Annotated in this window: 23 protein-coding genes; 7 read left to right on the top strand and 16 right to left on the bottom strand. The window is 30.6% G+C overall.

The annotated features are described in order from the left end of the window. Window positions 1–23: 23 nt before the first annotated feature. Window positions 24–212 carry a cupin domain-containing protein gene (locus EYR00_RS01745; protein ID WP_003534901.1) on the bottom strand — a complete coding sequence of 63 codons (189 nt, stop codon included), beginning with the start codon at window positions 210–212 and terminating at the stop codon, window positions 24–26. Between the two features lie 752 nt (window positions 213–964). Between EYR00_RS01745 and EYR00_RS01740 the strand changes: the two genes are divergently transcribed. Continuing rightward, the gene (locus EYR00_RS01740) at window positions 965–3,097 is read left to right on the top strand and encodes a GGDEF domain-containing protein (RefSeq protein ID WP_003534902.1); all 2,133 of its coding nucleotides are present in this window, start codon (window positions 965–967) and stop codon (window positions 3,095–3,097) included. Window positions 3,098–3,194: 97 nt separating this feature from the next. Here the strand turns inward: EYR00_RS01740 and rlmH are convergent, their stop codons facing one another. Further along, window positions 3,195–3,674: a 23S rRNA (pseudouridine(1915)-N(3))-methyltransferase RlmH gene (gene rlmH, locus EYR00_RS01735; protein ID WP_003534903.1), complete on the bottom strand. Its 480-nt coding sequence runs from the start codon at window positions 3,672–3,674 to the stop codon at window positions 3,195–3,197. Further along, entirely contained in the window at window positions 3,664–4,413 is a 750-nt protein-coding gene (locus tag EYR00_RS01730) for an MBL fold metallo-hydrolase (protein WP_003534904.1), read from the bottom strand. Before EYR00_RS01730 ends, rlmH begins: the two co-directional genes overlap by 11 nt. A 142-nt stretch (window positions 4,414–4,555) precedes the next feature. On the opposite strand from EYR00_RS01730, the gene EYR00_RS01725 reads away from it, so the two are divergent. Both EYR00_RS01725 and EYR00_RS01720 read left to right on the top strand, forming a co-directional pair. Beyond that, complete coding sequence (locus EYR00_RS01725) at window positions 4,556–5,140, top strand: cytidylate kinase-like family protein (RefSeq protein WP_003534905.1); 585 nt, start codon at window positions 4,556–4,558, stop codon at window positions 5,138–5,140. Next, on the top strand, window positions 5,140–6,480 hold the full coding sequence (locus EYR00_RS01720; protein ID WP_003534907.1) for an MATE family efflux transporter: 1,341 nt from the start codon (window positions 5,140–5,142) through the stop codon (window positions 6,478–6,480). The genes EYR00_RS01725 and EYR00_RS01720 overlap by 1 nt, the downstream gene beginning before the upstream one ends. 66 nt (window positions 6,481–6,546) lie before the next feature. Here the strand turns inward: EYR00_RS01720 and rpmE are convergent, their stop codons facing one another. The 8 genes from rpmE to EYR00_RS01680 all read right to left on the bottom strand — a co-directional run bounded on the left by rpmE (window position 6,547) and on the right by EYR00_RS01680 (window position 13,518). After that, window positions 6,547–6,750, bottom strand: coding sequence for a 50S ribosomal protein L31 (rpmE, locus tag EYR00_RS01715; RefSeq protein ID WP_003534909.1), 204 nt, complete (start codon window positions 6,748–6,750; stop codon window positions 6,547–6,549). Between the two features lie 106 nt (window positions 6,751–6,856). Continuing rightward, on the bottom strand, window positions 6,857–8,125 hold the full coding sequence (locus EYR00_RS01710; RefSeq protein ID WP_003534911.1) for a UDP-N-acetylglucosamine 1-carboxyvinyltransferase: 1,269 nt from the start codon (window positions 8,123–8,125) through the stop codon (window positions 6,857–6,859). Between the two features lie 578 nt (window positions 8,126–8,703). Continuing rightward, window positions 8,704–9,183: an IS200/IS605 family transposase gene (gene tnpA / locus EYR00_RS01705; protein WP_003534919.1), complete on the bottom strand. Its 480-nt coding sequence runs from the start codon at window positions 9,181–9,183 to the stop codon at window positions 8,704–8,706. Between the two features lie 180 nt (window positions 9,184–9,363). Continuing rightward, complete coding sequence (gene fba / locus EYR00_RS01700; protein WP_003534921.1) at window positions 9,364–10,230, bottom strand: class II fructose-1,6-bisphosphate aldolase; 867 nt, start codon at window positions 10,228–10,230, stop codon at window positions 9,364–9,366. A 444-nt stretch (window positions 10,231–10,674) separates the two neighbouring features. Next, window positions 10,675–11,859, bottom strand: a complete 1,185-nt coding sequence (locus tag EYR00_RS01695) for a MalY/PatB family protein (protein ID WP_008792359.1) — start codon at window positions 11,857–11,859, stop codon at window positions 10,675–10,677. 27 nt (window positions 11,860–11,886) lie between these two features. After that, window positions 11,887–12,627, bottom strand: a complete 741-nt coding sequence (locus EYR00_RS01690) for a TrmH family RNA methyltransferase (RefSeq protein WP_003534927.1) — start codon at window positions 12,625–12,627, stop codon at window positions 11,887–11,889. 1 nt (window position 12,628) lies between these two features. Further along, window positions 12,629–12,889, bottom strand: coding sequence for a hypothetical protein (locus EYR00_RS01685; RefSeq protein WP_008792360.1), 261 nt, complete (start codon window positions 12,887–12,889; stop codon window positions 12,629–12,631). Window positions 12,890–12,957: 68 nt separating this feature from the next. Continuing rightward, complete coding sequence (locus EYR00_RS01680) at window positions 12,958–13,518, bottom strand: GNAT family N-acetyltransferase (RefSeq protein ID WP_040434097.1); 561 nt, start codon at window positions 13,516–13,518, stop codon at window positions 12,958–12,960. 78 nt (window positions 13,519–13,596) lie between these two features. On the opposite strand from EYR00_RS01680, the gene EYR00_RS01675 reads away from it, so the two are divergent. Next, a complete protein-coding gene (locus tag EYR00_RS01675; RefSeq protein WP_040434098.1) occupies window positions 13,597–14,223 on the top strand; it encodes a pyridoxamine 5'-phosphate oxidase family protein in 627 nt (208 codons plus the stop codon). A gap of 104 nt (window positions 14,224–14,327) precedes the next feature. Here the strand turns inward: EYR00_RS01675 and EYR00_RS01670 are convergent, their stop codons facing one another. After that, window positions 14,328–15,392: a metallophosphoesterase gene (locus tag EYR00_RS01670; RefSeq protein WP_003534937.1), complete on the bottom strand. Its 1,065-nt coding sequence runs from the start codon at window positions 15,390–15,392 to the stop codon at window positions 14,328–14,330. 166 nt (window positions 15,393–15,558) lie between these two features. Further along, complete coding sequence (locus tag EYR00_RS01665) at window positions 15,559–16,602, bottom strand: metallophosphoesterase (protein WP_009008563.1); 1,044 nt, start codon at window positions 16,600–16,602, stop codon at window positions 15,559–15,561. A 72-nt stretch (window positions 16,603–16,674) separates the two neighbouring features. On the opposite strand from EYR00_RS01665, the gene EYR00_RS01660 reads away from it, so the two are divergent. Next, window positions 16,675–17,490, top strand: coding sequence for a methyltransferase domain-containing protein (locus tag EYR00_RS01660; protein WP_003534942.1), 816 nt, complete (start codon window positions 16,675–16,677; stop codon window positions 17,488–17,490). Here the strand turns inward: EYR00_RS01660 and EYR00_RS01655 are convergent. The 3 genes from EYR00_RS01655 to EYR00_RS01645 all read right to left on the bottom strand — a co-directional run bounded on the left by EYR00_RS01655 (window position 17,487) and on the right by EYR00_RS01645 (window position 19,930). Next, on the bottom strand, window positions 17,487–17,708 hold the full coding sequence (locus EYR00_RS01655) for a DUF1294 domain-containing protein (RefSeq protein ID WP_230328629.1): 222 nt from the start codon (window positions 17,706–17,708) through the stop codon (window positions 17,487–17,489). The genes EYR00_RS01660 and EYR00_RS01655 overlap by 4 nt on opposite strands. Before the next feature lie 182 nt (window positions 17,709–17,890). Continuing rightward, complete coding sequence (locus tag EYR00_RS01650) at window positions 17,891–18,454, bottom strand: hypothetical protein (RefSeq protein ID WP_008792367.1); 564 nt, start codon at window positions 18,452–18,454, stop codon at window positions 17,891–17,893. A gap of 738 nt (window positions 18,455–19,192) precedes the next feature. After that, window positions 19,193–19,930 carry an acyl-[acyl-carrier-protein] thioesterase gene (locus tag EYR00_RS01645; RefSeq protein WP_003534950.1) on the bottom strand — a complete coding sequence of 246 codons (738 nt, stop codon included), beginning with the start codon at window positions 19,928–19,930 and terminating at the stop codon, window positions 19,193–19,195. Between the two features lie 92 nt (window positions 19,931–20,022). On the opposite strand from EYR00_RS01645, the gene EYR00_RS01640 reads away from it, so the two are divergent. Continuing rightward, window positions 20,023–21,213, top strand: coding sequence for a CapA family protein (locus tag EYR00_RS01640; RefSeq protein ID WP_003534952.1), 1,191 nt, complete (start codon window positions 20,023–20,025; stop codon window positions 21,211–21,213). 4 nt (window positions 21,214–21,217) lie between these two features. Further along, window positions 21,218–22,084 carry a M15 family metallopeptidase gene (locus EYR00_RS01635; RefSeq protein WP_003534954.1) on the top strand — a complete coding sequence of 289 codons (867 nt, stop codon included), beginning with the start codon at window positions 21,218–21,220 and terminating at the stop codon, window positions 22,082–22,084. Window positions 22,085–22,162 lie beyond the last annotated feature (78 nt).

The following is a 22,162-nucleotide window of genomic DNA, read 5'->3' as shown; positions in this document are numbered from 1 at the left end:
GTCTTAAATTATAAAATCAGCACCTATTGCTCAACAACGATCGTAATCATGGCAAAATCCTCTGTTCCAATGTTAATAATGCTATGTTTAGAATCTTCTTTACAAATATGGCAGATTCCTGCAAATAAACTTTCTTCGTCATCATCACATATGGCTTTACCCATCCCTGATACAATATAATTAATATTATTGCCAGTTTCATGCTTATGCATACCAAAAGAAATAGCAACTAAAAATAACTTTTCTATTTGAATCTATATACATTTTAGCATATTATCCCCCTGCAGAATGCTGATTTATATTTATAAACTAAGAATTTTTAATCCTTTCTTTTTCTTTAATACAACAAATATAGTAATTAGAATTCCGGCTGCAACAAGTAATGATATATGCAAAAAAAGCAGACACTATCCTACTGTCTGGCAGGATCGCAGTTTTGAACATGACTGTCAACTCCTTTTTACACATATTTTAAAAGATTTTCTTCCCTCAATCACATTTATTTTACCTTATCAAAAAAATTTATGTCTATTATTTATACGTACAAGAAAATATTTTTCAAAAAAGTCTCCCTATCCCCTATTTATTCCATCGCTAATTGTAAAATATCCATCTATATCAATCATAATTAAAAACTCTATTACAATTAATCTTACTTCCAAATTTATCATATCATGATTATTCATAAGCCTACAGCTTGCTATTAAAGTAAACTATCATTTTTATTTTATAATTATATTTTCTACTTAATCCAATAGGTGAAGTCGTACAAACATGGTAAATAAAAAATTATTTTTATTTGATATAATGGTTTAAAATTGAAATCTTTTTTATCATTTTATCAACTGATATAACTAAAAGAGCCTTTCATAAAAGAAATTGATATTGTATAATGGTTAACTGAAAAATGATAAAAAATATGCAAATTATTTGATACAAATTTATATTGGGGAGGTTTTAAATAATGGAAAATTTGAATATAAGAGAAGATGTATCAGATATTGTTAATAAAACCGAATTATTAGCAGATTTGCAAATCGGTTTTTGGATAATAGAATATCCTAACGACGGAATTCCAAAGATGTATGGTGATACAATTATGTACTCGTTATTAGGAGGAAACAGCAATACTCTGACACCGGAAGAACTCTATTCATTTTGTATGGAGAGAATTGATTCTGAATATATAGGATTAGTTTTTGATGCAATCGAAAATATAAAAAAGAACAAAAGAACCGAAATACGGTATCCATGGAGACATGAAGAAAAAGGGTGGACATGGGTTCGGTGTGGCGGTTTTCTTGATAAATCATATAAAAATGGAATAAGATTTAAAGGCTATTATCATGATATAACAGATGAACTTGAGATGGATATCAAAAATAATGAGCACAAAATAATCGATTTCAAAAAATTACGATTATATTCACCTTACTTTATCGAAAATTGTGAAGGCCTTTTTGAAATTGATATAGATAGTTTAGAAATAAAGACTATTTTTTATAAAAAGAAAAAATATCATAAAATTGATGATGGGGATAATGTTTTTTCTGTTATAAGAAAATGGACACACCCAAACGATATTACACGTTTAGATAATATTTTTGTATCTGCATCTCTAGAACAAATAATCAATAAAAAAAAGATAAAACAAATTGAGTTTAAAACAAAAACAATTTTTGGAGATTATACTTGGGTAGAAGCTAGAATATTTTGTGCCCAAGTAATGGGAATTAAAAAATTATTATTTTATATTTATGATATTTCTGATAGAAAAACTATTTCCTCTTTAGTAAAAGAAAAAGAAGAAATATTAGATGCTTTTTTTAATCTATATTCTACAATTGTTGAAGTGGACTTAGCTACTAAAAAATTACATATATTAAAATCTGTTTTACCTACCAATAATGATCATGATCAAAAAATATTTTCACTAAAACAATTTCTTTTGCTACTTGAAAAAAGATTAATTATCAACTTTGAAAAAAAAGAATTAGAAAACTTTTTAACAATTGATAATTTAAGATTACTTTCTAAAACACAAAAAACATCACATCTTGACCTACGTTTCCAAAAGGAACTAGAAAATTATGAATGGGTCCAATTAAAAACTCTCTATCTTCCCAAGAACAATGAAAAAATATATCTTGTATTTAGTAATGTCGATAGAGAACATATCATTAATTCAATTACAGAAAAATTTGTTTATAAAAAAGGGGATTATTTGTATTATCTTGATACAAAAAATGGCTATTTTTCTAATTTTTCGATAACTGATAACGGTACTGTCATTCCTCCTCAAGAAGGCAATAATTATACTCAAGCAATGATAAAATACACACGACAAAATACCGTTTTAGAAGATCAAGACAGAGTTATCGAACAATTGACTCCTGAATATATACTTAATCGTCTGCAAGAACAAAGTGTTTATAAAATTGAACTAGGTATGTTAGATGAAAATAAAGAATATCGGAGAAAATTAATTACTGTTCAATATTATGATGAAGAAAATAAAATCGTACTTATTCGAAGAAGTGACATTACAAAAGAATATCTTAAACAAAAAAATCAAGAAAACAAGCTAAAAGCTATTAAAAAAGCAGCTGATACAGATGCCCTTACAGGTATCTATAACCGGATTGGTGCTCAGCGTTTAATAGTAGAATATCTTCATAAATCAAATAATCAAATGAGTGCTTTTATTATCATTGACTTAGATAATTTTAAGAAAATCAATGATAGTTTAGGGCATTTACAAGGTGATGAAGTATTAAAGCAGGTAGCTAATATATTAAAAGAAAATTTTCGAAAAACAGATATAATTGCTCGTTTGGGTGGTGATGAATTTATTGTATTTATGAAAAATATTGTTCAAAAAGAAAATGCCATCATATCATTAAATAACCTGCTTAAAAAATTACGATTACCTTATCAATGGCATGAAGAAACAATTCTAATAACTGGTTCTATTGGAGTTGCTGTAGCACCTATAGACGGGGCAACTTTTGAAGTTCTATATAAAAATGCGGATCAAGCTCTGTATAATTCAAAATATTCAGGTAAAAATGGATTTAGTTTTTATAATGAACACTAATGAAAGTTTAAGTCAATATAAAGATCAAATAAAAAGAAACTAAAAAACCTAATTTAAATATTAGGTTTTTTCATCTATATTCTTTTTTATTAATACCTTATTTATGATATGTTTCGTTTTTCATAATTTTAAATGCCCGATAGATTTGTTCTACTAAGACTAGCCTCATCAATTGATGCGGTAAAGTCATCTTAGAAAAACTTAGCCTAAAATTAGCACGATCAAGCATTTCTTCACCATGACCAAGTGAACCACCAATTACAAATGCAATCGTACTTTTACCAGAAATCATGGCTTTTTCCATCTTATTTGATAATTCAACAGAATCTATTTGCGTTCCCGACACATCTAGCAAAATAACATAATCATCCTGCTTAATTTTATCAAGCATCTTACGCCCTTCTTTAGCTTTAATTAATGTTTCATTGGCCAGTGAGCAGTTATCCGGTATACTTTCATCTGCTACTTCATAAACTTCTACTTTGCAATAGGCCTGCAATCTCTTTAAATATTCCTGCATTCCTGCCACTAAATATTTTTCTTTTAAACGCCCAACACAAACTATTTTAATCTTCATAATTACCTCCGCTGACCACATCAATTTGGCTAGCTACTTTAATATTATCGAACTCTAGATTATTTTGATTAAAAATCTTACGATAGGTTTCTAATGCCTTCTCTTTAGTATTAGCTTCCTCACTCAAATGCGCTAAAACAATTTCTTTAGTTTTATCACCGATTAACTCTACCATCATCTTTGCACTATATTCATTGTTTAAATGGCCTAGATCACCATGAATACGCTGTTTTAAAAAATAAGGTCGTTTCGTTGCCATCAGCATCTCAACATCATGATTACTTTCAATAATATAATAGTCTAGATTATTAAGATATTTCCGATTTTTTTGAGATACATAACCAGTATCTGTCATATACAAAATAGATTCATTCACACCAGTAATGATAAAAGCCAGCGGACTTGTCGCATCATGAGATATACTTAAAGGCATGATTTCAAAATGAGCTAATTGAAAACTTTTATATGGCTTGATTTCATGGCTGCTATCGATTCCTTTGATACATCCTTTACCGCAAAAACAGATTCTTTGATCAAATATACTAATATTTTTATTATGGTCATAATGATCGTGTGTTAATAAAACATAATTAATATTACTTTCTTGAAAACCAAGATTGCCAAGTTTATATAATAATTGTTTTCTAGCAATCCCACAATCAATCAATATTCCCACACCATTATCATAAATAAAGGTACTGTTTCCTTTTGAACCACTTGCTAAAATATGAAATTCCATTGTCTTCTCCTTTTATTGTTTTATTATACAAACTTGTATGCACAAAAACAATAAATTTGTCTTGGAAAAAGCAGGATGTGAAAATATTGTCATTAATTTTAAATTTTATGATAAAATAAGAATATAAAGGGGGATTTTCAATATGCCTAGAATTATTACTATTGCCAGAGAATACGGTTCTGGCGGACGCTTAATTGCACAAAAAGTTGCTCAGAAAGTCGGACTTGTATACTATGATAATGAAGTCATCGACTTGGCAGCTCGCGAAATGGGAATGGATGTTGATGCAATCCGTAAAGTAGCTGAACAAAAATCATCTAGCTTTATGTATACAATGTCATCTTCCGCTTTTTCATTACCACTAAATGATCAGGTTTTTGTAATGCAGTCTAAAATCATTCGTCATTTAGCTAATCATGATTCATGTATCATTGTTAATGGATGTGCTGATTATATCCTTGAGGATTATGATGATGTTTTATCTATTTTTATTCATGCACCACTAGAATCACGAATTCGCCGAGTTAAAGAGGATTATCAAGAAGTACATGATGATTATAAAAAATACGTTACTAAAAGAGACAAAGGTCGGAGTAATTATTACAATTACTATACAACAAAAAAATGGGGTCATTTAAAAAATTTCGATTTAACGATTAACAGTGATTTAGGAATCGACGAAGTCGCAACGATCATTGCTGATTTGTTTTTAAAAGGAGAAAAATAGTGACCCAAGAAAATAAGATGGGAACAATGCCGGTCAACAAACTGCTAATTTCAATGTCTCTACCAATGATTATCTCAATGTTAGTTCAAGCAATGTATAATATCGTTGATAGTGTCTTTGTTGCCCAAATAAGCGAAAACGCTTTAACTGCTGTTTCTTTAGCATTTCCATTGCAAAACTTGATGATTGCCTTTGCCGGGGGAACTGCAGTTGGCGTCAATGCTTTATTGTCACGTAGTTTAGGTGAGAAGAATCAAGATCATGTTAACCAGACAGCAGTCAATTCAGTATTTATTTTTCTTGTCACGGCGGTTATATTTATGATCGCCGGACTAACATTGTCTAACCTCTTTTTTAATGTTCAAACAACTAATACTGAAATTGTTAATGCCGGTACCCAATATTCAATGATCGTAGTTGGCTGTTCAATTGGATTGTTTTGTCAATTTCTATTTGAACGATTATTACAGGCAACTGGAAGAACCCTGTTTACTATGGTTACTCAGGGATTAGGTGCCATAATCAATATAATTTTAGACCCTATTTTTATTTTTGGTTTATGTGGCTTTCCTAAAATGGGTGTCGCTGGTGCTGCACTTGCGACAATAACCGGTCAAATCATTGCTTGTCTTTTAGCTCTATTTTTCAATCTTAAATTTAATCATGATATTCATTTTAAATTTAAAAGGTTTCGACCTAATGCTCATATTGTTAAGCAAATATATTCAGTAGGAATCCCATCTATCATCATGCAGTCTATCGGTAGTGTCATGACTTTTGGTATGAATACTATCTTAATTACTTTTTCTACCACGGCTACTGCGGTTTTTGGTGTATACTTCAAATTACAAAGCTTTGTCTTTATGCCTGTTTTCGGTCTTAATAACGGTATGATTCCAATCATTGCCTATAATCTTGGGGCTAAACAAAAGAAACGAATGTTTGATACAATAAAATTGGCAATGATCTACGCTACTGGCATGATGATCATTGGTGTTATCTTCTTTGAAACAATTCCGCAAACTCTTTTAGGTTTCTTTAACGCCTCTGAGGCAATGATAAAAATTGGAACACCGGCTTTAAGAATAATTGCTATTCATTTCATTTTTGCAGGTTTCTCAATTGTTTGTAGTGCAACTTTCCAAGCTGTTGGTAAAGGTACATATAGTCTTTTAACTTCGTTGATCAGACAATTATTAGTATTATTACCTTGTGCTTATGTATTATCATTAACAGGTAACTTAGACTTAATTTGGCTATGTTTCCCGATTGCGGAAATTTTCTCTGCAGTGACTTCTTTTATTTTAATGAAGCGAACCCGTAGACATTTAGAATTTTAAGACTTATGAATCTTCATAAGTCTTTTTTGCAGCAAAAAAGGAGCTTGCGCTCCTTTACTTGTGTAATTATTTAAGTCCGTATTTTTTATTGAATTTATCAACACGTCCATCAGCACTAGCAAATCTTTGTTTACCAGTATAGAATGGATGACAGTTTGAACAAGTATCAACACGTACTTCGTCTAAAACTGATCCACCTTCAAATTCGTTTCCACAAGAAGTACAAACGATTTTTACTTTTTTGTAATCTGGATGAATTCCTTTTTTCATAAATATCAATCTCCTTCCGCCTTATAGCATATAGCTACAAAGTAAGTTGCTTTAGTATAATAACATTAAAATATCTAGATTTCAAGTCATTTTTTTAAATTAATCACTAATCTTCGACTTGACGTCTAGTAATCACAGCTCCAAGTGAAATTAACTTATGATCAATATTTTCATAGCCGCGATCAATATGATAAACATTTCCAATTTCAGTAACACCATCAGCCATTAAAGCTGCCACGATCAACGCTGCACCACAACGTAGATCTGTCGCATAAACACGTGCTCCATGTAATGGCGTAGGACCATTAATATAACACATTGCTTCTTCTTGATCAATTTTTGCTCCCATTGAATTCAGCTGATAACAATGTCCAAAGCGTTCAGGATAAATCGTTTCAACTACTTGTGAAGCTCCCTGACATTGAGTTAATAACGCTGTTAGCGGTTGTTGTAAATCGGTTGCAAAACCAGGATATACCTGTGTCCTAATATCAATTGGTTTTAAATTATCAAGGCCGCCATGAACAATAATACTGTCACCAACAATATCCATTTTAACCCCGATTTCTTTTAGTTTAGAAGTTACTGCTTCTAAATGTTGAGGTATAACATTTTGAATAATTACTTTTTCTCCTGCCGCTGCAGCCATCACTAAAAATGTCCCAGCTTCAATTCGGTCAGGAATAATTTCATGATCACAACCACAAAGAGTTTCTACACCTTCAATTGTGATCGTATCTGTTCCAGCCCCACGAATCTTAGCTCCCATTTTCGTAAGTAAATTAACAACATCAATAATTTCAGGTTCCTTTGCAGAATTTTCTATTGTTGTTTTTCCTTCTGCTTTAACCGCTGCCAACAGGATATTGATTGTTGCTCCTACTGAAGCAAAATCCAAATAAATTTTATTCCCAACTAAACGATCAGCTTCAATCGTATAGGTTCCATTATCACTATAACTAACTTTTGCACCTAATGCTTCAAATCCTTTAATATGTAAATCGATTGGTCGTGGTCCTAAAAAACACCCACCAGGCATCTTCATCGTCACTTTTTTGCATTTTCCTAATAAAGCTCCCATTAAATAATAAGATGCTCTTAATTTATCAACTGCATCACTTACTAAAGGTATATTTTTTAAGTTAGAAGGATCAACCACTAACACATCATCATTTTTATCTACTTCACAGTTTAATTCTCTTAACAATACTCCTAGTGCATCGACATCAGAAATATTTGGTACCCCATATACTGTTACAGGACTATCTGCTAAGACAATCGCAGGAATTAGAGCTACCGTTGCATTTTTTGCACCGCTTACCACCACAGTTCCATTCAATTTGTGTCCACCTTCAATGGCAATTACTTCACTCATTTTAGTCCTCCTTAAAATTTAATCTACGTAACTACTATATATTAATTTATTGTTAAAAACAACCAAAAAATGTATTTTTAAAAGTTTCGAATTTTTTTGACAATATCTAATATATTTCTATTTTCAAAACATAAAAAAATCTACCAAACTAATATTAACTCAATATTAACGAAAAAAAGAAACCTTTATGTAAATAGCTTCTAATTTTTCTATATTTCATTAAAAATACTACTCTATTATCACTTCAAACTAACCTTGATTAATTAAATTAAAAGCAGAACAAATCTGTTTACAAATAATTAAAGCAAAAAGATAAACAAACATAAAAATGACTGATGAATATGCTTCAATTCATAATACAATTATTAAAGAATTTATTAATGTTATACAATCATCTTTTTATTAACTGAAAGTATTCCTTTACACCCTAATATATTTACGATTTTAGCAACTTTAAAGTAATAAATATCCACCGGCTTAGCCGGTGGTTTTACATTTGCGGGCATAGCCCTGCTCTCAGAGCGCATGTCTCAAGACATTCCTTATGCCTACGGCTACCACGTGCACTCTGTATTTATTTAGTTTTTCCCTTTTACTTTTTTAAACGGGTATTCCAAATCCAGTGTCAGCTGTTCTCTTTCCTGATCTTCTTTTAATTGATTCGCTATATAATTTTTTATTCTTTTCGTATTCTTTCCTACTGTATCTACATAATATCCTCGACACCAGAACTCTCTATGTCTGTACTTATATCTTGTATTTGCCCATCTTTCATATATCATTTGACTGCTCTTTCCCTTTAAAAACCCCATAAACCCTGAAACACTATATTTGGGCGGTATTTCTACTAACATATATACATGATCTATGCATACTTCCGCTTCTATTATATTTACGCCTTTCCATTCACATAATTGTCTTAGTATTGCTCCTACCTCTACCCTTCTTGCTTCATAAAATGCTCTTCTTCTATATTTTGGTGCAAATACAATATGATATTTGCAACTCCATTTTGTGTGTGATAAACTATGTAAGTCATCTGAATACTGTTTATTCATTTGTCATTTCCTCAGTGATATCTTATTTTTGCAGTTGGTAGCCGCATTTATATTATATCACGTGAGGTTTTTCATTATCACTCCGCTAAAGCTTTTTGAGACCCCCAGCCTAGCTGGGGGTTTTATTGCAGACAAAAAAGGATTTCACATATGTGAAATCCCCATTAACTATAGTTATAATTAAGCTTTACCAATGCAACCAAAGATTTCCATTTTTTCTTTAACACATTCTTGGATAGCTGCAGCACCTGGTGCCAATAATTTACGAGGGTCAAATCCTTTACCTTCTAAATCTTTTCCAGCTTCAATGTATTTTCTTGTTGCTTCTTGGAAATATAATTGACATTCAGTATTTACATTGATTTTAGAAACACCTAAAGTAATTGCTTTTTTAATCATATCCTCTGGAATTCCAGTTCCACCATGTAATACTAATGGTAATTTACCAGTTTCTTTTTGAATTGCATCTAATGCATCAAAATCTAAACCTTCCCAATTTTCTGGATATTTACCATGAATGTTTCCAATACCTGCTGCTAAGAAGTCAACTCCTAAGTCAGCGATCATTTTACATTCTTTTGGATCAGCTACTTCACCTTTACCAACGACACCGTCTTCTTCTCCACCAATTGATCCAACTTCTGCTTCTACAGATACACCTTTTGAGTGACATAATTCAACGATTTCTTTTGTTTTTTCAATATTTTCTTCAATTCCATAATGAGAACCATCGAACATGATTGAAGAGAAACCAGCTTCTAAAGCAGCTTTAGCTCCTTCATAACTACCATGATCTAAATGTAAAGCTACTGGTACAGTAATTCCTAAAGAATCTACCATTGCTGATACCATTGCTGATACAGTTTTGAATCCAGTCATATATTTAGCAGCACCTTCAGATACTCCTAAGATTACTGGAGCTTTTAATTCTTCTGCAGTTAAAAGAATAGATTTTGTCCATTCTAAGTTGTTGATGTTAAATTGACCAACTGCATAATGTCCTTCTTTTGCTTTATTTAACATTTCTGTTGCTGATACTAATCCCATAAAATTTCTCCTTTTCTTTTTACTCCTATATATTACTATTATTTAATTGAAATTTCCATAGTAACACAAAGTTTTTTTGCCTATTTCCTATATTTTTACCCCATTATCTGAGTCGTAAGCGATTTCTTTTTTAGAAAATAAAGAAAATGCAGCATCAATGATGCTACATCACTAAAAAATAGATATACACGATGAATAGCAGTGGGAAACTTGTTGCTACTGGCGGGACATAACATCAACTACATTTTCTCCTTATCTATAAAAGATTGAATTATTAAACTATTTGGAGAACAATTAAAAAATCAATCTCTAAAGATAACATATTAAATCTGCGCTCATTATATCAAACAAGGTTTGATACGGTTTTATTATATTACATTTTATTATTATGTCAATAATAATTTATTATAAACAAAAAAAATAAAAGACCACCACCGGTGATCTTTATATTAGCTGTCTATTCTTTAACGCTTGATATAAATTATCTAGAGCCTGCACTAATAAACAGCGCGGCATCGCTAAATTAAATCTCTCAAAACCTGCTCCACCAACACCAAAAATATATCCTTCATCAAGCCATAATTTAGCTTCATTGACCATAAATGCTTCTAATTCCTCGTGCGTCATTTGCAAAGCACTAAAATCAACCCAAACAAGATATAACCCCTGAGGTTTAATCATTTTGAGCATTGGTAGTTTTTTCTTTAAAAAACCATCAAGATATTTAATATTGCCATCAAGATAAGCCACTAATTCATCAACCCACTTATCACCATGATTATAAGCTGCTTTACACGCTTCAATACCAAAAATTGTTGGTTCCACCGGAAATCCTAGTGAACTTTTAACCTTAATAAACTTTTCTTTTAATTTATGATTAAAAAATAATATATTAGACGTCTGTAAACCCGCCAGATTGAAAGTCTTACTTGGTGCTGTACAAATAATTGTAAATTCTTTAAATGAGGCATCAACATTAACAAAAGGAAGGTGCTTATTCCCCTTATAAATAAAATCTTGATGAATTTCATCACTGACTACCAGTACATTATGTTTCTTACAAATATTACCTAATTTAAATAATTCTTCTTTATTCCAAACTTTTCCTATTGGATTATACGGATTACATAAAATAAACATTTTCACATCATTATCAATAATCAACTGCTCAAACAAATCAAAATCTAGTTCGTATGTTTGACCAGTAAACATCATCGGACATTCAATTTTCTTACGTTGATTTTCATCAATAGAAAAATCAAATGGATAATACACTGGTTTATTAATGATAATAGCATCACCGGGAGCTGTAAAAGCATTAACTGCGATTTTAAGCGCTGTTACTACCCCCGTTGTTGTTACAATATTATCTGCATTTATATCTAATTGATGGCGACGCTTCATCCAATTACAAACCGCCTCATAATAATCATCGCCAGCCATTGAATACCCATACACTGCATGTTTAGCGCGTTCAATAATTGCCTCAGTAACTTCTGGCAAGGTTTCAAAATCCATATCAGCAACCCATAAAGGTAAAATATCTTTCGGTTTTCCTTCTTTTTTCCAAGTATCCCATTTAATACATTTTGTATTTCTACGTTTGACTATTTTATCAAAATCATACATTCTTACAATCTCCTTATAATCCACTTATTATCGCAATACCTGTTTATCTTTGAATTCCATCATTGAAAAGTGGCATAACGTGATTCCTAATGCCATGGATAAATTTAGTGAGTCAATTTTATCACTATGAGGGATAAATACACTTTGCCCATATTTTAAATAATCATCTGGCAGTCCGCTGCTCTCATTACCAAAAACCAATGAATGTTTATTATTTGCAGCAGTAATCTGATGAATATTTTTAGCTCCTTTTAACATCAATGGATAGACTTCACGTTCAGGGTATTTAGTTAGATATTCATCAAAACTATTAAAATATTCAAAATTAATATTAAACAAAGCCCCCATCGATGCCCTAATTACTCGTGGATCAAAAACATCGACTCCAGGACGAATAATCGCTAAATTAGTATAATTAAAACCTAACATAGTTCTAATAATCGTCCCCATATTTCCCATATCTCCGGGATTAACTAAAACAACATGATTAGCATCTTCTAAATCCATCGTATATTTCTTAATGATTGCAATAGCAAAACAATTATCTTTTTTCGCTAATTTATTAATTGTATTATCACTTTCAATTAATTCAATTTTATTTTGTTGACATAAATTCTCAATAATCTTAACACCCTTATTTTGATAAGAGTTACTTTTGAGATAAACACGCATCACCAATTCTGGTTTATTCTCTAATAATTCAATCGTTTCAAAAACCCCAAGAGTATATGTATAATCAAAATCTTTATGATATGTTTTTATTTTCATTTTATAAACCTTTCAATAAATCAATTTGCTTTTTCAAATCCTGCTGCATTGATAAAAAATGTGCTTTATCAAAATCAACACCTTGATCAATTAAATCTAAAAGATCATTATATTTATCATATGCTAATTCTAATAACGAGATTTGAATTTCTAAATCTAACTCATTATTAGCATCATTTACAATTTGATTAATATCTTTATATTTATCTTTAAATACCTGTTGCAAATCAACTGTCTTTTTCTTCTTACCAAACAATCCCATTTCAACTACCTCCATTGTTATTTTTATAATTATAGCGTGTTTACTTAGTTTTGAAAAGTTTGTTATTTTTAAATTGAGAGATGTTTATATAACTTCACGAAAGGAATCACTGGTGCTGGTTTGCCTGGATGCTCTCCTAACATTTTTTCCATCCAGATCATGTCATGCCATTGATTAAACTTATAGCCGCATTTAGTAAAATAAGCCACCTTTTGATAACCAAAATGTTCATGAAACACAATACTTTCTGGATTCCCAGCAGTAATACAAGCATTTAAATTAATAATATTTTGCTGTTTCGTAATTTCTTCTAATTTATGGTATAACATACTGCCAATTCCTCCACCTTTATAATCAAGGTCAATATAAATCGATGTTTCTACAGCCCACTGATATGCAGCCCGACTTTTAAATGCGGATGTATAAGCATAGCCTACTATCTTATCATCAAGCTTAGCAACAAGATACGGATACTTTTCTAAAGTTGAAACAATTCTTGCCCTAAATTCTTCTAAAGTTGGTACTTCATATTCAAATGTGATTGCTGTTGTTAGTACATAAGGTCGATATATTTCCAATAACCTTGCAGCATCATCAGCTGTTGCAACAGCAAGCCTAATTTTCGTCATTGATAATTCCTCCATTTTTCTAAGATAAACTGTATAATCATGATATAATAATACTAACTTTATCAAAGGAGAATAGCAATGGATAAAATAAAAGATTTATATCAAGATGACCTAATCTACATTTTCACTCGTTCACAATTACGTGACTTAAACACTGATTACTTGGCAATCATTAAAAATGAATGTTCTATTCAGACAATCAATAACTGCATAACAATGCACTATCAAGATGATTTCGAATCATTATTAGCTTTTTCTCTACCGACTAAAAACAGAAAAAACAAGCAGTTAATTTCTTTAAATCAATGCTATAAAATCATGGATAAAATTCATTACGGTGTTTTATCATTCACCCATGAAGGACTACCTTATAGCGTAGCTTTAAATCACATCATTGTTGATAACCGTATTTTTTTTCACTGTGCTAAAAGCGGCTATAAACTAAACAGCATTGAACAGCGTGCCACTTATCTTATAGTTGAAGATCTAGGTATTAATTTAAAAGCAGGAACTCATAACCATAATTCCGTCGCTGTCTTTGGAACAGTTCATGAAGTAACTGAGTTTGAGACAAAAAAAGCTGCACTATTAAAAATAGTCAGCCATTTAGCGCCAGAACACCCATACAATGATAAGATGGTCGATACAACTAATATCATCGAATTAGAAATTGATTATATTAACGGAAAAACACATATTCGTTAATTATCAAATTCACAATAAACAAAGGTAATACTAAAATACTTCAAATCAAACAGTTCCTAGCTGTAATGCCCTTTAAGTTGTTTTAACAACAGAGCTTATTATATCTAGGAGCTTTTTAAATTCACAACTACTATTTCACTGTGTTTTGCAGTTCTCATTGCATATCCCCAGCCACCCATTCCTGAGGTCACGATCCCATGAAAATTATTATTTACTTCAATTCCATAGTTCAAATCATTAACCCTAATAAAACTAAATAAGAAATTTAAAGGAAATATTTGTCCAGCATGAGTATGACCTGATAATTGTAAATCAATTCCCAATTGTTCATTTAATTCATAATCATGTGGCTGATGATCCAATAAAATAAGCGGTTTAGAAGTATCTAAAGGTTCCGTCAAATCTTTTAAAGCTTCTCGCTTTTTTACAACATAGTCTTTACGCCCAATTAAATAAATATCATCCAATTTAGTAACATCGTCCAACAATACCTTAATCCCTATTTCTTTTAATTTCTTAACAATATTAAATTCCCTAAGTGGTGAGCCACCTTGGAAACCAATTTCATGATTTCCTTCAATATAATAAACAGGGTATTTACTAGCCAATATTTTAAATACCTGTAATGAATAATCAAATTCATCTTGGGTGGTCCCTTCATCATAGATATCACCAAGTAGAATAATCCCACTTGGAGCAATAGCTTCAGCATGTTCACTAAGCTCTGTTAAATCCGCCTTAGTGACAACTGTTCCTAAATGGATATCAGAAACTACCATTAGGCTTTTATCTACAAAAGATTTATTGATTATTACATCATACGTAGTAATAACAGTATTTTTAGCATTATAAATTCCATAAAAACTTAAAATAACACTGGCAGCCAAAGCAACCATTCCCCGTTGATAAATAAATTTAAAATAACGATTAAATCTAGTTTTATATAAAATTAAATTAATAATATCAAAGATTACAAAACAAATACATGCATTAACCAAAAAACCAAAGAAAATCAAATTATATAAACACAAGCCGATTAAAATTCCAATAATAACTGTTGTAATAATCTTTCGATATTTTGCTTTAGCAAAAACCAAATGTGTATGATAAGCAAGATATACTGTCATAACTGCTACCAAAGTCATCTCCATTAAAACAAACCAGCTCATAATAAAATCATCTCCTTAGTAAATTATATCACAAAATAATCTTAAATTATCTCACTATTGTCAATAAAAAAACTAAACTAAGATCATTTGAAATCACTTCTTTTTTCGCACACTTAAGCTTCAAAAATAGTAATACATTACAAAATCTGTTTAGTTTTTTATGTTCTTATTTACTAATCAAATCAATTACTACAATCTCGCAATTTTTACTAGTTCTCATGGCAAACCCCCAAGTCCCCATTCCCGAAGAAACGATCGCATTAAAATTATCATCATGACGATAACCATAATTCATCTCATTAATTCCTAAAAGATTCCAAAGCGGTAACATCGGAAATACTTGTCCAGCATGAGTATGACCAGAGATCATCAAATCAATTCCTAGCTTTTTATTTTCCTCTAATGAGCGAGGCTGATGATCTAATAAGATCACTGGTTTATTCTGATTCATCCCGTTAATAATCTGTTCTACAGGTTTTCGCTTTTTAATCTTATAATCTTGACGTCCTACAATATTTATATCCTCAAATTCAACATATTCATCATTTAAAGTATTGACTCCTGCCAATTGCAATCGTTCTAATATGTTATATTCTTTTAATGGGGAACTACTATAACCAACTTCATGATTTCCAATTACATAATAGACTGGATAGGATTTAGCTAACTGGGTGAATATTTTCATCGAATCATCAATTTCATCGCTACTGGTATTTTCATCATAAACATCCCCAACTAAAAAAATCATATCTGGTTTAATTTTCTCAGCTTGCGTAACAAGCTGTTTTAGATCTACTGTTTTAACAGCTGTTCCCAAGTGAATATCGGAAAGTGCCATGATCTTTTTATCCTTAAATTCCTTATTAATACTTACTTGGTAATTTGTGATTACAATATTATTTGCATTATATATCCCATAAACACTCAAGCTTAAACTACAAATAAGTACTCCAATAAGATAAACTTTTTGATATGGTCTTTTCAATTTTGTCTTAAATATAAGCGGGTAAATTAAATCCGCAATTATCAAACAAATACACAAATTGATTAAAAATCCTAAAATTATCATTTCAATACTTACACTTACAGCAACTAAAACAATAATTACTGCTGCAACAACTCTATGCTTATTTAAATATTTTTTAAAATGATATGCAATAAATATATTGATCAAGATAGCAATTACTACCATCATTACGGTTAAAATCAAAAACTATCCCTCCTTTAAGAATAAATTATACCACAGATTATATTTATGGTATAATAACTCCGAGGTGAAATTATGCATAAATTAGCGTGTCCAAAATGTCATGAATCAATCGTTCAAGAAGGAAATTCATATAAATGTGCCAATAATCATTGCTATGATCTAGCTAAAACTAAATATTTAAATTTGTTATTAAATCCTGATAAAGCTACAAATAACCCTGGTGATAGTAAAGAAAGTTTAGTTGCCCGCAAAGCATATCTAACTAAAGGATATTATGATGTCATTTTAAAATCAGTTATTGACTGTATAAAAAAATATCGTGATGATACCCCACTAGATATACTTGATCTCGGTTGCGGTGAAGGATATTATACTCGAGGATTAAAAGAAATCTTTAGCCTAGACACTATTTATGGATTAGATATATCTAAAGAAGCTATCAATATGGCCACTAAATATACTAAAGATGTTTATTGGCTTGTCGGTAATAGTAAGAACTTACCTATCGTTGATCACTCATTAGACTTTATCACAGCTCTATTTACAGTCGTAAATCAAGATGAGCTGAAACGTACTTTAAAAAAGGGTGGTTATATTATCCATGTAACTGCCAACCCAAATCATCTAATTGAAATAAAAGAATTAATATATGATGAAATCAAAGTTAAAAGTGACAAATATATTCGTTTAGATTTTGAAACAATTGAAAGCTATGATCTAGTTCATCAAGTAAAAATTGATAATCGTGAAGATGCTTTAAATTTACTAAAGATGACCCCCCATTATTACCATATAAAAAAAGAACGCCGGGGCGTTCTTGATGAATTAGAACGATTAGATATTACAATTGATATTAAAATAACAATATATCAAACAAGCATCGATTAACCGATGCTTATTTTTATTATCAGTATGATTTGAAGTCCTAGAAGTAAAGGTATTCCATACTTAAAAATATTTTTCCTAGTCTTATGATTAAATCCATACATCGCTAATATCGCTCCTAGTGAACCACCAAACAAAGCGCCTATTAATAGTATCTTCTCAGAAACTCGCCAATGATGATGAATTGCTTTATACTTATCAATTCCATATAATAATATCATCATCAAGTTAATTATAATTATATAGCTGATTAATAATTTCATCGGTCTTCTGTTATCTCCAAATAGATATCATGATTCCCCTAACAACATATTTCAAGAGAACCTATTAAATTTTTATAGTGTTTCTTTGCATTATATTAAATCATTATTTCATCAAAATATTTCGTTATTTAATACTATTTTTATCGATAAAAAAAACGAACCATCTTAACAACATTAAAACGACTTTTTTCAAAAAGAATCCGCGCAGGAATCCTTTTTTCATCACCACAATCTAAAAAGATAATATCTAGACCCTTTTTAGTTTCTTCGTAACCGACAATCGTTACCCAGTGCCATAAATCATCTCGAATCTTACGACGTCGATGTGTTAAGATCAATAATCCTAAAGGATTACCATGCTCAATACTCTCTTTAACAATTTCACTAGCATCATAAAGTCTTGGACGTCTAAAAATACGATACTCACAATTATTTAACAATTTACTCAATCGTCTTGCATATAAAAAGACATACGGAAATCCACGCTTACCAGGTTCCATCAGCTTGAACATTTCATTCATGTAGTCTAAATACGTTGATTTATCAAATTCACGTTCTCTTTTCGTATAATAGATAAAAATATCAGTAGCACTAACACTTGCACAACCAGCTTTACGAGCCCAAGAGTCAGCAAACCAATCTTGATTACCACCCTGACCAATCAATTCTTTCTCTTTATAAATTTTTGGATAATCTAAAATCATCATGCCACCTTCTTTCCATATCTCCATTATACGTTATTATGTCCAAGTTCGTCACTAATTAGATAAGAAAAAGAACTAAAATTAAGATGACTTTAATTCTCTCGTTTAGTGCCACTGCTATCATATTTAAGATACTCCTCAATATCATTACAACCTATAACCGGACTGTCGCCTTAAGTCTTACGAGCCAACACCCCCAATATAGCAGCATAATTAATAAGATATTCATCATCATAATGATGTGATAAACCGTAAAAAACGGTAAGAGAACTACGATTATCTCTAATTCTTTAATCAATAAACAATCTTTTTCTAGCATTCTTAATAAAAATGGTTTGCAACTAAAAAAGAAGATATAAAATTTTATTTAATCATGTTATCTCCTCAAGCTGAATTATATTCAGCTTATGATTCTAAATGTTTAAAAATTGAGCTAACTTACTGTCTTGGCAGTGAGCCTTATATTCATAAAATTCATTATTTACCAAAAAATTAGTTCTTGATGAAAAAATTGAAGCTGAAAATTTTTCTATTTATCGCTTTTTGCATCAAAATAATTGTAAGATCTGTTTTGTAAAAATAAAAAAGCCCTTTGGGACAAGAGCTTTTTTTAATATCTGTATTCTATACGGGAAAACGAATACTATTATAGATATTTGGGACACGTTTATAATACCATAATATCTTATTAATAGTTTTCAAATAGTGAAAATCAATTTTCATATAATGAAAATTTTATCAAAAATTATCTAAATAGCCACCCATTTCAAAATATATAACACTATCATCAATAGATTTGAAAACAACTTTAACATATTTATCATCAAAATAACGATATATTTTAGCAATTGTTCCCGGAGCCATTTCTTGTTTATATAAAATACTTACTTCTTTAAAATAATGTTGTTCAAATATTCTTAGACCCACAGCATCAAATGCCCATTCAATATAACGACTATTATTCATATGTTGATTTACATCAACATCACTATATAAAACTTGACGTTCCATGACATAATCCAATGGCAGTTCTTTAATAATTTCATGATATTCTTCGATCGTATAATCATAAGACTTGATTTCTGGCATTATAATTCCTGCTTTATCAGGTTTAGTAATTCTTCGTTTTTCTAAATCTATTAAAGTCCATAATGAGTATACTGATGCTATTTCATCACCGTTTTCATCTTCAACCCAATAGTTACGTGTGAACTGGATTCTTTTACAGGCTGCGGCACGAGTTTTTAATCTTATTTTTTCATCTATCTTAATTGGTCTTTTTAAAATTAATGTTTCTTTAGCTAAAACAAAACCAAATCGTTCCCCTAACTCCGGCCTCCATATTCCTACTTCAACAGCATTTTTAGTTGCTAAATCTGATAACTTGGATAATAAAGATGAGATTCGATAGTTTCCTTGATAATCAGCTTCTTGACATTCAATTGTTAAATCGCAATAAGAAACAATATTCTCCATAATATCTCCTTTTTTTTATACTAAAATATAAATATCAGTATATAATAACTATATAATAAAACAAATTAAAACTATTGTATAGAGGTAATCATATGAAGAAGATCAATAAAAAGAGGGTAGCCTTTGCATCACTGGTAATAATCTGCTTAATCATAATAATCGCACTTATTATCAATTTAACTATCTTACCATTATTTAATAATTCAAACGGTGTTACAAAAAATAAGCAAGCTAAAGAAAAAAAAGAAAGCTATGATACTGTATCTCTGGTTGCTGTTGGTGATAATATTATTCATGAGCGTGTTTTTCAATATGCCAGCACTAACGGTACATATGACTTTACCCCTTGCTATAAACATATAAAAAAATATATTCAAGATGCTGATCTTGCTTTTATTAATCAAGAAACAATTTTAGGTGGTGATACCTTAAAAATTACAGGATATCCGGCTTTTAATTCACCAAGTGAATTAGCTAAAAATTTAATTGACACTGGGTTTAATATGATCAATGGTGCTACTAATCATTCTTTCGACCGTGATTTTGAAGGTGTTAAAGCGGCTTCTCAGACTTGGCGCCAATATCAAGATATTATTTATACTGGTACATACGATAGCCAAAGTGATCGTGATACAATTAGGATCATTGAAAAAAACGGTATCAAATTTGCACTTTTATCTTATACCCAAAGTCTCAATGAATATAATACTAATCCTTATAAGTTGTTAAAACAAACTGCCTATGCTGTCCCCTTATTGGAGGATACAGCAGCAATCAAAGCAGATGTTCAAAAAGCCAAAGAACAAGCAGACGTAATAATCGTCTCTGCCCATTGGGGTGATGAAAATGAGGCGGAAGTAACTGCTAAACAACAAGAGTATGCTCAATTATTTGCTGATTTAGGAGTTGATTTAGTAATCGGAACTCATCCTCATATCATTCAACCTGTTACATGGGTGAATGGCCAAAGTGGGAATAAAACACTCATTGCTTACAGTTTAGGAAATTTTTTAAGTACAATGGAAACTCAAGATACACAATTAGAAGGGATGTTATCATTAAACTTTATTAAAAAAGATGCTAAAATTTTTATAGATGACATTACCTGGACACCACTAATCAATCATTTCGGTGATAATACTGTTGAAGTTTATCCTCTTGCAAAATATCCAGATGATAAATTAGCTAAACATTTTGTTTTACATGATAAACCTAACATTATTCAGCAATACAAAGCCAAAACAAGAGATGTTATTGGTGATAAAATAACTATAAAGGACTAAATCCATGAATAAAAAACGCTTAAATAAAAAGAAAGTATTATTAGTTTTTATTCCCCTTATTATTGCCGGTACTATAATCTACTGGTTCTTGCCTAGTAATTCAACCAAAACAGAAGAAAAGCAACCGAAAAAAACAGTTAATAACGATCCCCAATATTATCAAACTTCGTTAAAAGAACGTTATGAAAACTATCAAAAAACTAATCCCGATCTTTCGACAGAAGAAATAATTACCCGAGTTAACATGAATCTTGATTATCCTTTCTATGAAGTAATCATTCCTCAAAATAAGCCATTAGAATTAAATACAATCGTAAATAAATATTATAAATTAGATGATAACTTCACTCCCGACGATCTTATTTACATCAATGATACTTATGCCAATACAAGCGATCCTGCCTATAAATATCGAAAACATCAGATGCGAAAAGTTGTTTATGATGATTTTATTGCATTAAAAGAAGCATGTAAAACTAAAGGCTTTAATCTATACGTCGTTAGTGGCTATCGTTCGACAACCTGGCAAACCGAAATCTATAATCATATGGTGAATACATACAGCGTTGCTAAAGCTGACCAAACTTGTAGCCGCCCCGGTCATAGCGAACATACGACCGGTCTAGCTTGTGATATTGCACTTGATAATTACAGTTTTGAAGACGTTATAAAGCATCCCCAATATCAGTGGTTTCTTGGACAACTAGCTAACTACGGCTTTATTATTCGCTATCCAGAAAACAAAGATACACTTACCGGATATAGCTACGAATCTTGGCATCTTCGCTATTTAGGAAAAGATTTAGCTAAAAAAGTGACTGCTAGTAATTTAACATATGATGAATATTACGCACAAAATTATGCAAAATAGCCTGTTTCAGTACTCAGGCTATTATTTTTTCACTAAAATTTATGATGATTATTAAACTTTTATCAATTTTTATATAGG

Source organism: Thomasclavelia ramosa DSM 1402, assembly GCF_014131695.1.
In the GTDB taxonomy this organism is placed as follows: Bacteria; Bacillota_I; Bacilli_A; order Erysipelotrichales; family Coprobacillaceae; genus Thomasclavelia; species Thomasclavelia ramosa.
Note: the sequence above shows the minus strand (reverse complement) of the source record. Positions and strands in the feature narration are given on the sequence as shown.

Excerpts from the sequence above, each read along its gene's own strand:
- EYR00_RS01645 (WP_003534950.1), bottom strand. The coding sequence starts at position 19,930 with ATGGAGAATATTGTTTCTTATTGCGATTTAACAATTGAATGTCAAGAA.
- EYR00_RS01745 (WP_003534901.1), bottom strand. The coding sequence starts at position 212 with ATGCATAAGCATGAAACTGGCAATAATATTAATTATATTGTATCAGGG.
- EYR00_RS01685 (WP_008792360.1), bottom strand. The coding sequence starts at position 12,889 with ATGGGATTGTTTGGTAAGAAGAAAAAGACAGTTGATTTGCAACAGGTA.
- rpmE (WP_003534909.1), bottom strand. The coding sequence starts at position 6,750 with ATGAAAAAAGGAATTCATCCAGATTACAAAAAAGTAAAAATCGTTTGT.
- EYR00_RS01740 (WP_003534902.1), top strand. The coding sequence starts at position 965 with ATGGAAAATTTGAATATAAGAGAAGATGTATCAGATATTGTTAATAAA.
- EYR00_RS01670 (WP_003534937.1), bottom strand. The coding sequence starts at position 15,392 with ATGAGCTGGTTTGTTTTAATGGAGATGACTTTGGTAGCAGTTATGACA.
- EYR00_RS01710 (WP_003534911.1), bottom strand. The coding sequence starts at position 8,125 with ATGAGTGAAGTAATTGCCATTGAAGGTGGACACAAATTGAATGGAACT.
- rlmH (WP_003534903.1), bottom strand. The coding sequence starts at position 3,674 with ATGAAGATTAAAATAGTTTGTGTTGGGCGTTTAAAAGAAAAATATTTA.
- EYR00_RS01690 (WP_003534927.1), bottom strand. The coding sequence starts at position 12,627 with ATGAAAATAAAAACATATCATAAAGATTTTGATTATACATATACTCTT.
- EYR00_RS01655 (WP_230328629.1), bottom strand. The coding sequence starts at position 17,708 with ATGATATTATTATATGGAATTGATAAGTATAAAGCAATTCATCATCAT.
- EYR00_RS01675 (WP_040434098.1), top strand. The coding sequence starts at position 13,597 with ATGGATAAAATAAAAGATTTATATCAAGATGACCTAATCTACATTTTC.
- EYR00_RS01695 (WP_008792359.1), bottom strand. The coding sequence starts at position 11,859 with ATGTATGATTTTGATAAAATAGTCAAACGTAGAAATACAAAATGTATT.
- EYR00_RS01650 (WP_008792367.1), bottom strand. The coding sequence starts at position 18,454 with ATGATTTTAGATTATCCAAAAATTTATAAAGAGAAAGAATTGATTGGT.
- EYR00_RS01730 (WP_003534904.1), bottom strand. The coding sequence starts at position 4,413 with ATGGAATTTCATATTTTAGCAAGTGGTTCAAAAGGAAACAGTACCTTT.
- EYR00_RS01660 (WP_003534942.1), top strand. The coding sequence starts at position 16,675 with ATGCATAAATTAGCGTGTCCAAAATGTCATGAATCAATCGTTCAAGAA.
- fba (WP_003534921.1), bottom strand. The coding sequence starts at position 10,230 with ATGGGATTAGTATCAGCAACAGAAATGTTAAATAAAGCAAAAGAAGGA.
- EYR00_RS01680 (WP_040434097.1), bottom strand. The coding sequence starts at position 13,518 with ATGACGAAAATTAGGCTTGCTGTTGCAACAGCTGATGATGCTGCAAGG.
- tnpA (WP_003534919.1), bottom strand. The coding sequence starts at position 9,183 with ATGAATAAACAGTATTCAGATGACTTACATAGTTTATCACACACAAAA.
- EYR00_RS01725 (WP_003534905.1), top strand. The coding sequence starts at position 4,556 with ATGCCTAGAATTATTACTATTGCCAGAGAATACGGTTCTGGCGGACGC.
- EYR00_RS01640 (WP_003534952.1), top strand. The coding sequence starts at position 20,023 with ATGAAGAAGATCAATAAAAAGAGGGTAGCCTTTGCATCACTGGTAATA.
- EYR00_RS01635 (WP_003534954.1), top strand. The coding sequence starts at position 21,218 with ATGAATAAAAAACGCTTAAATAAAAAGAAAGTATTATTAGTTTTTATT.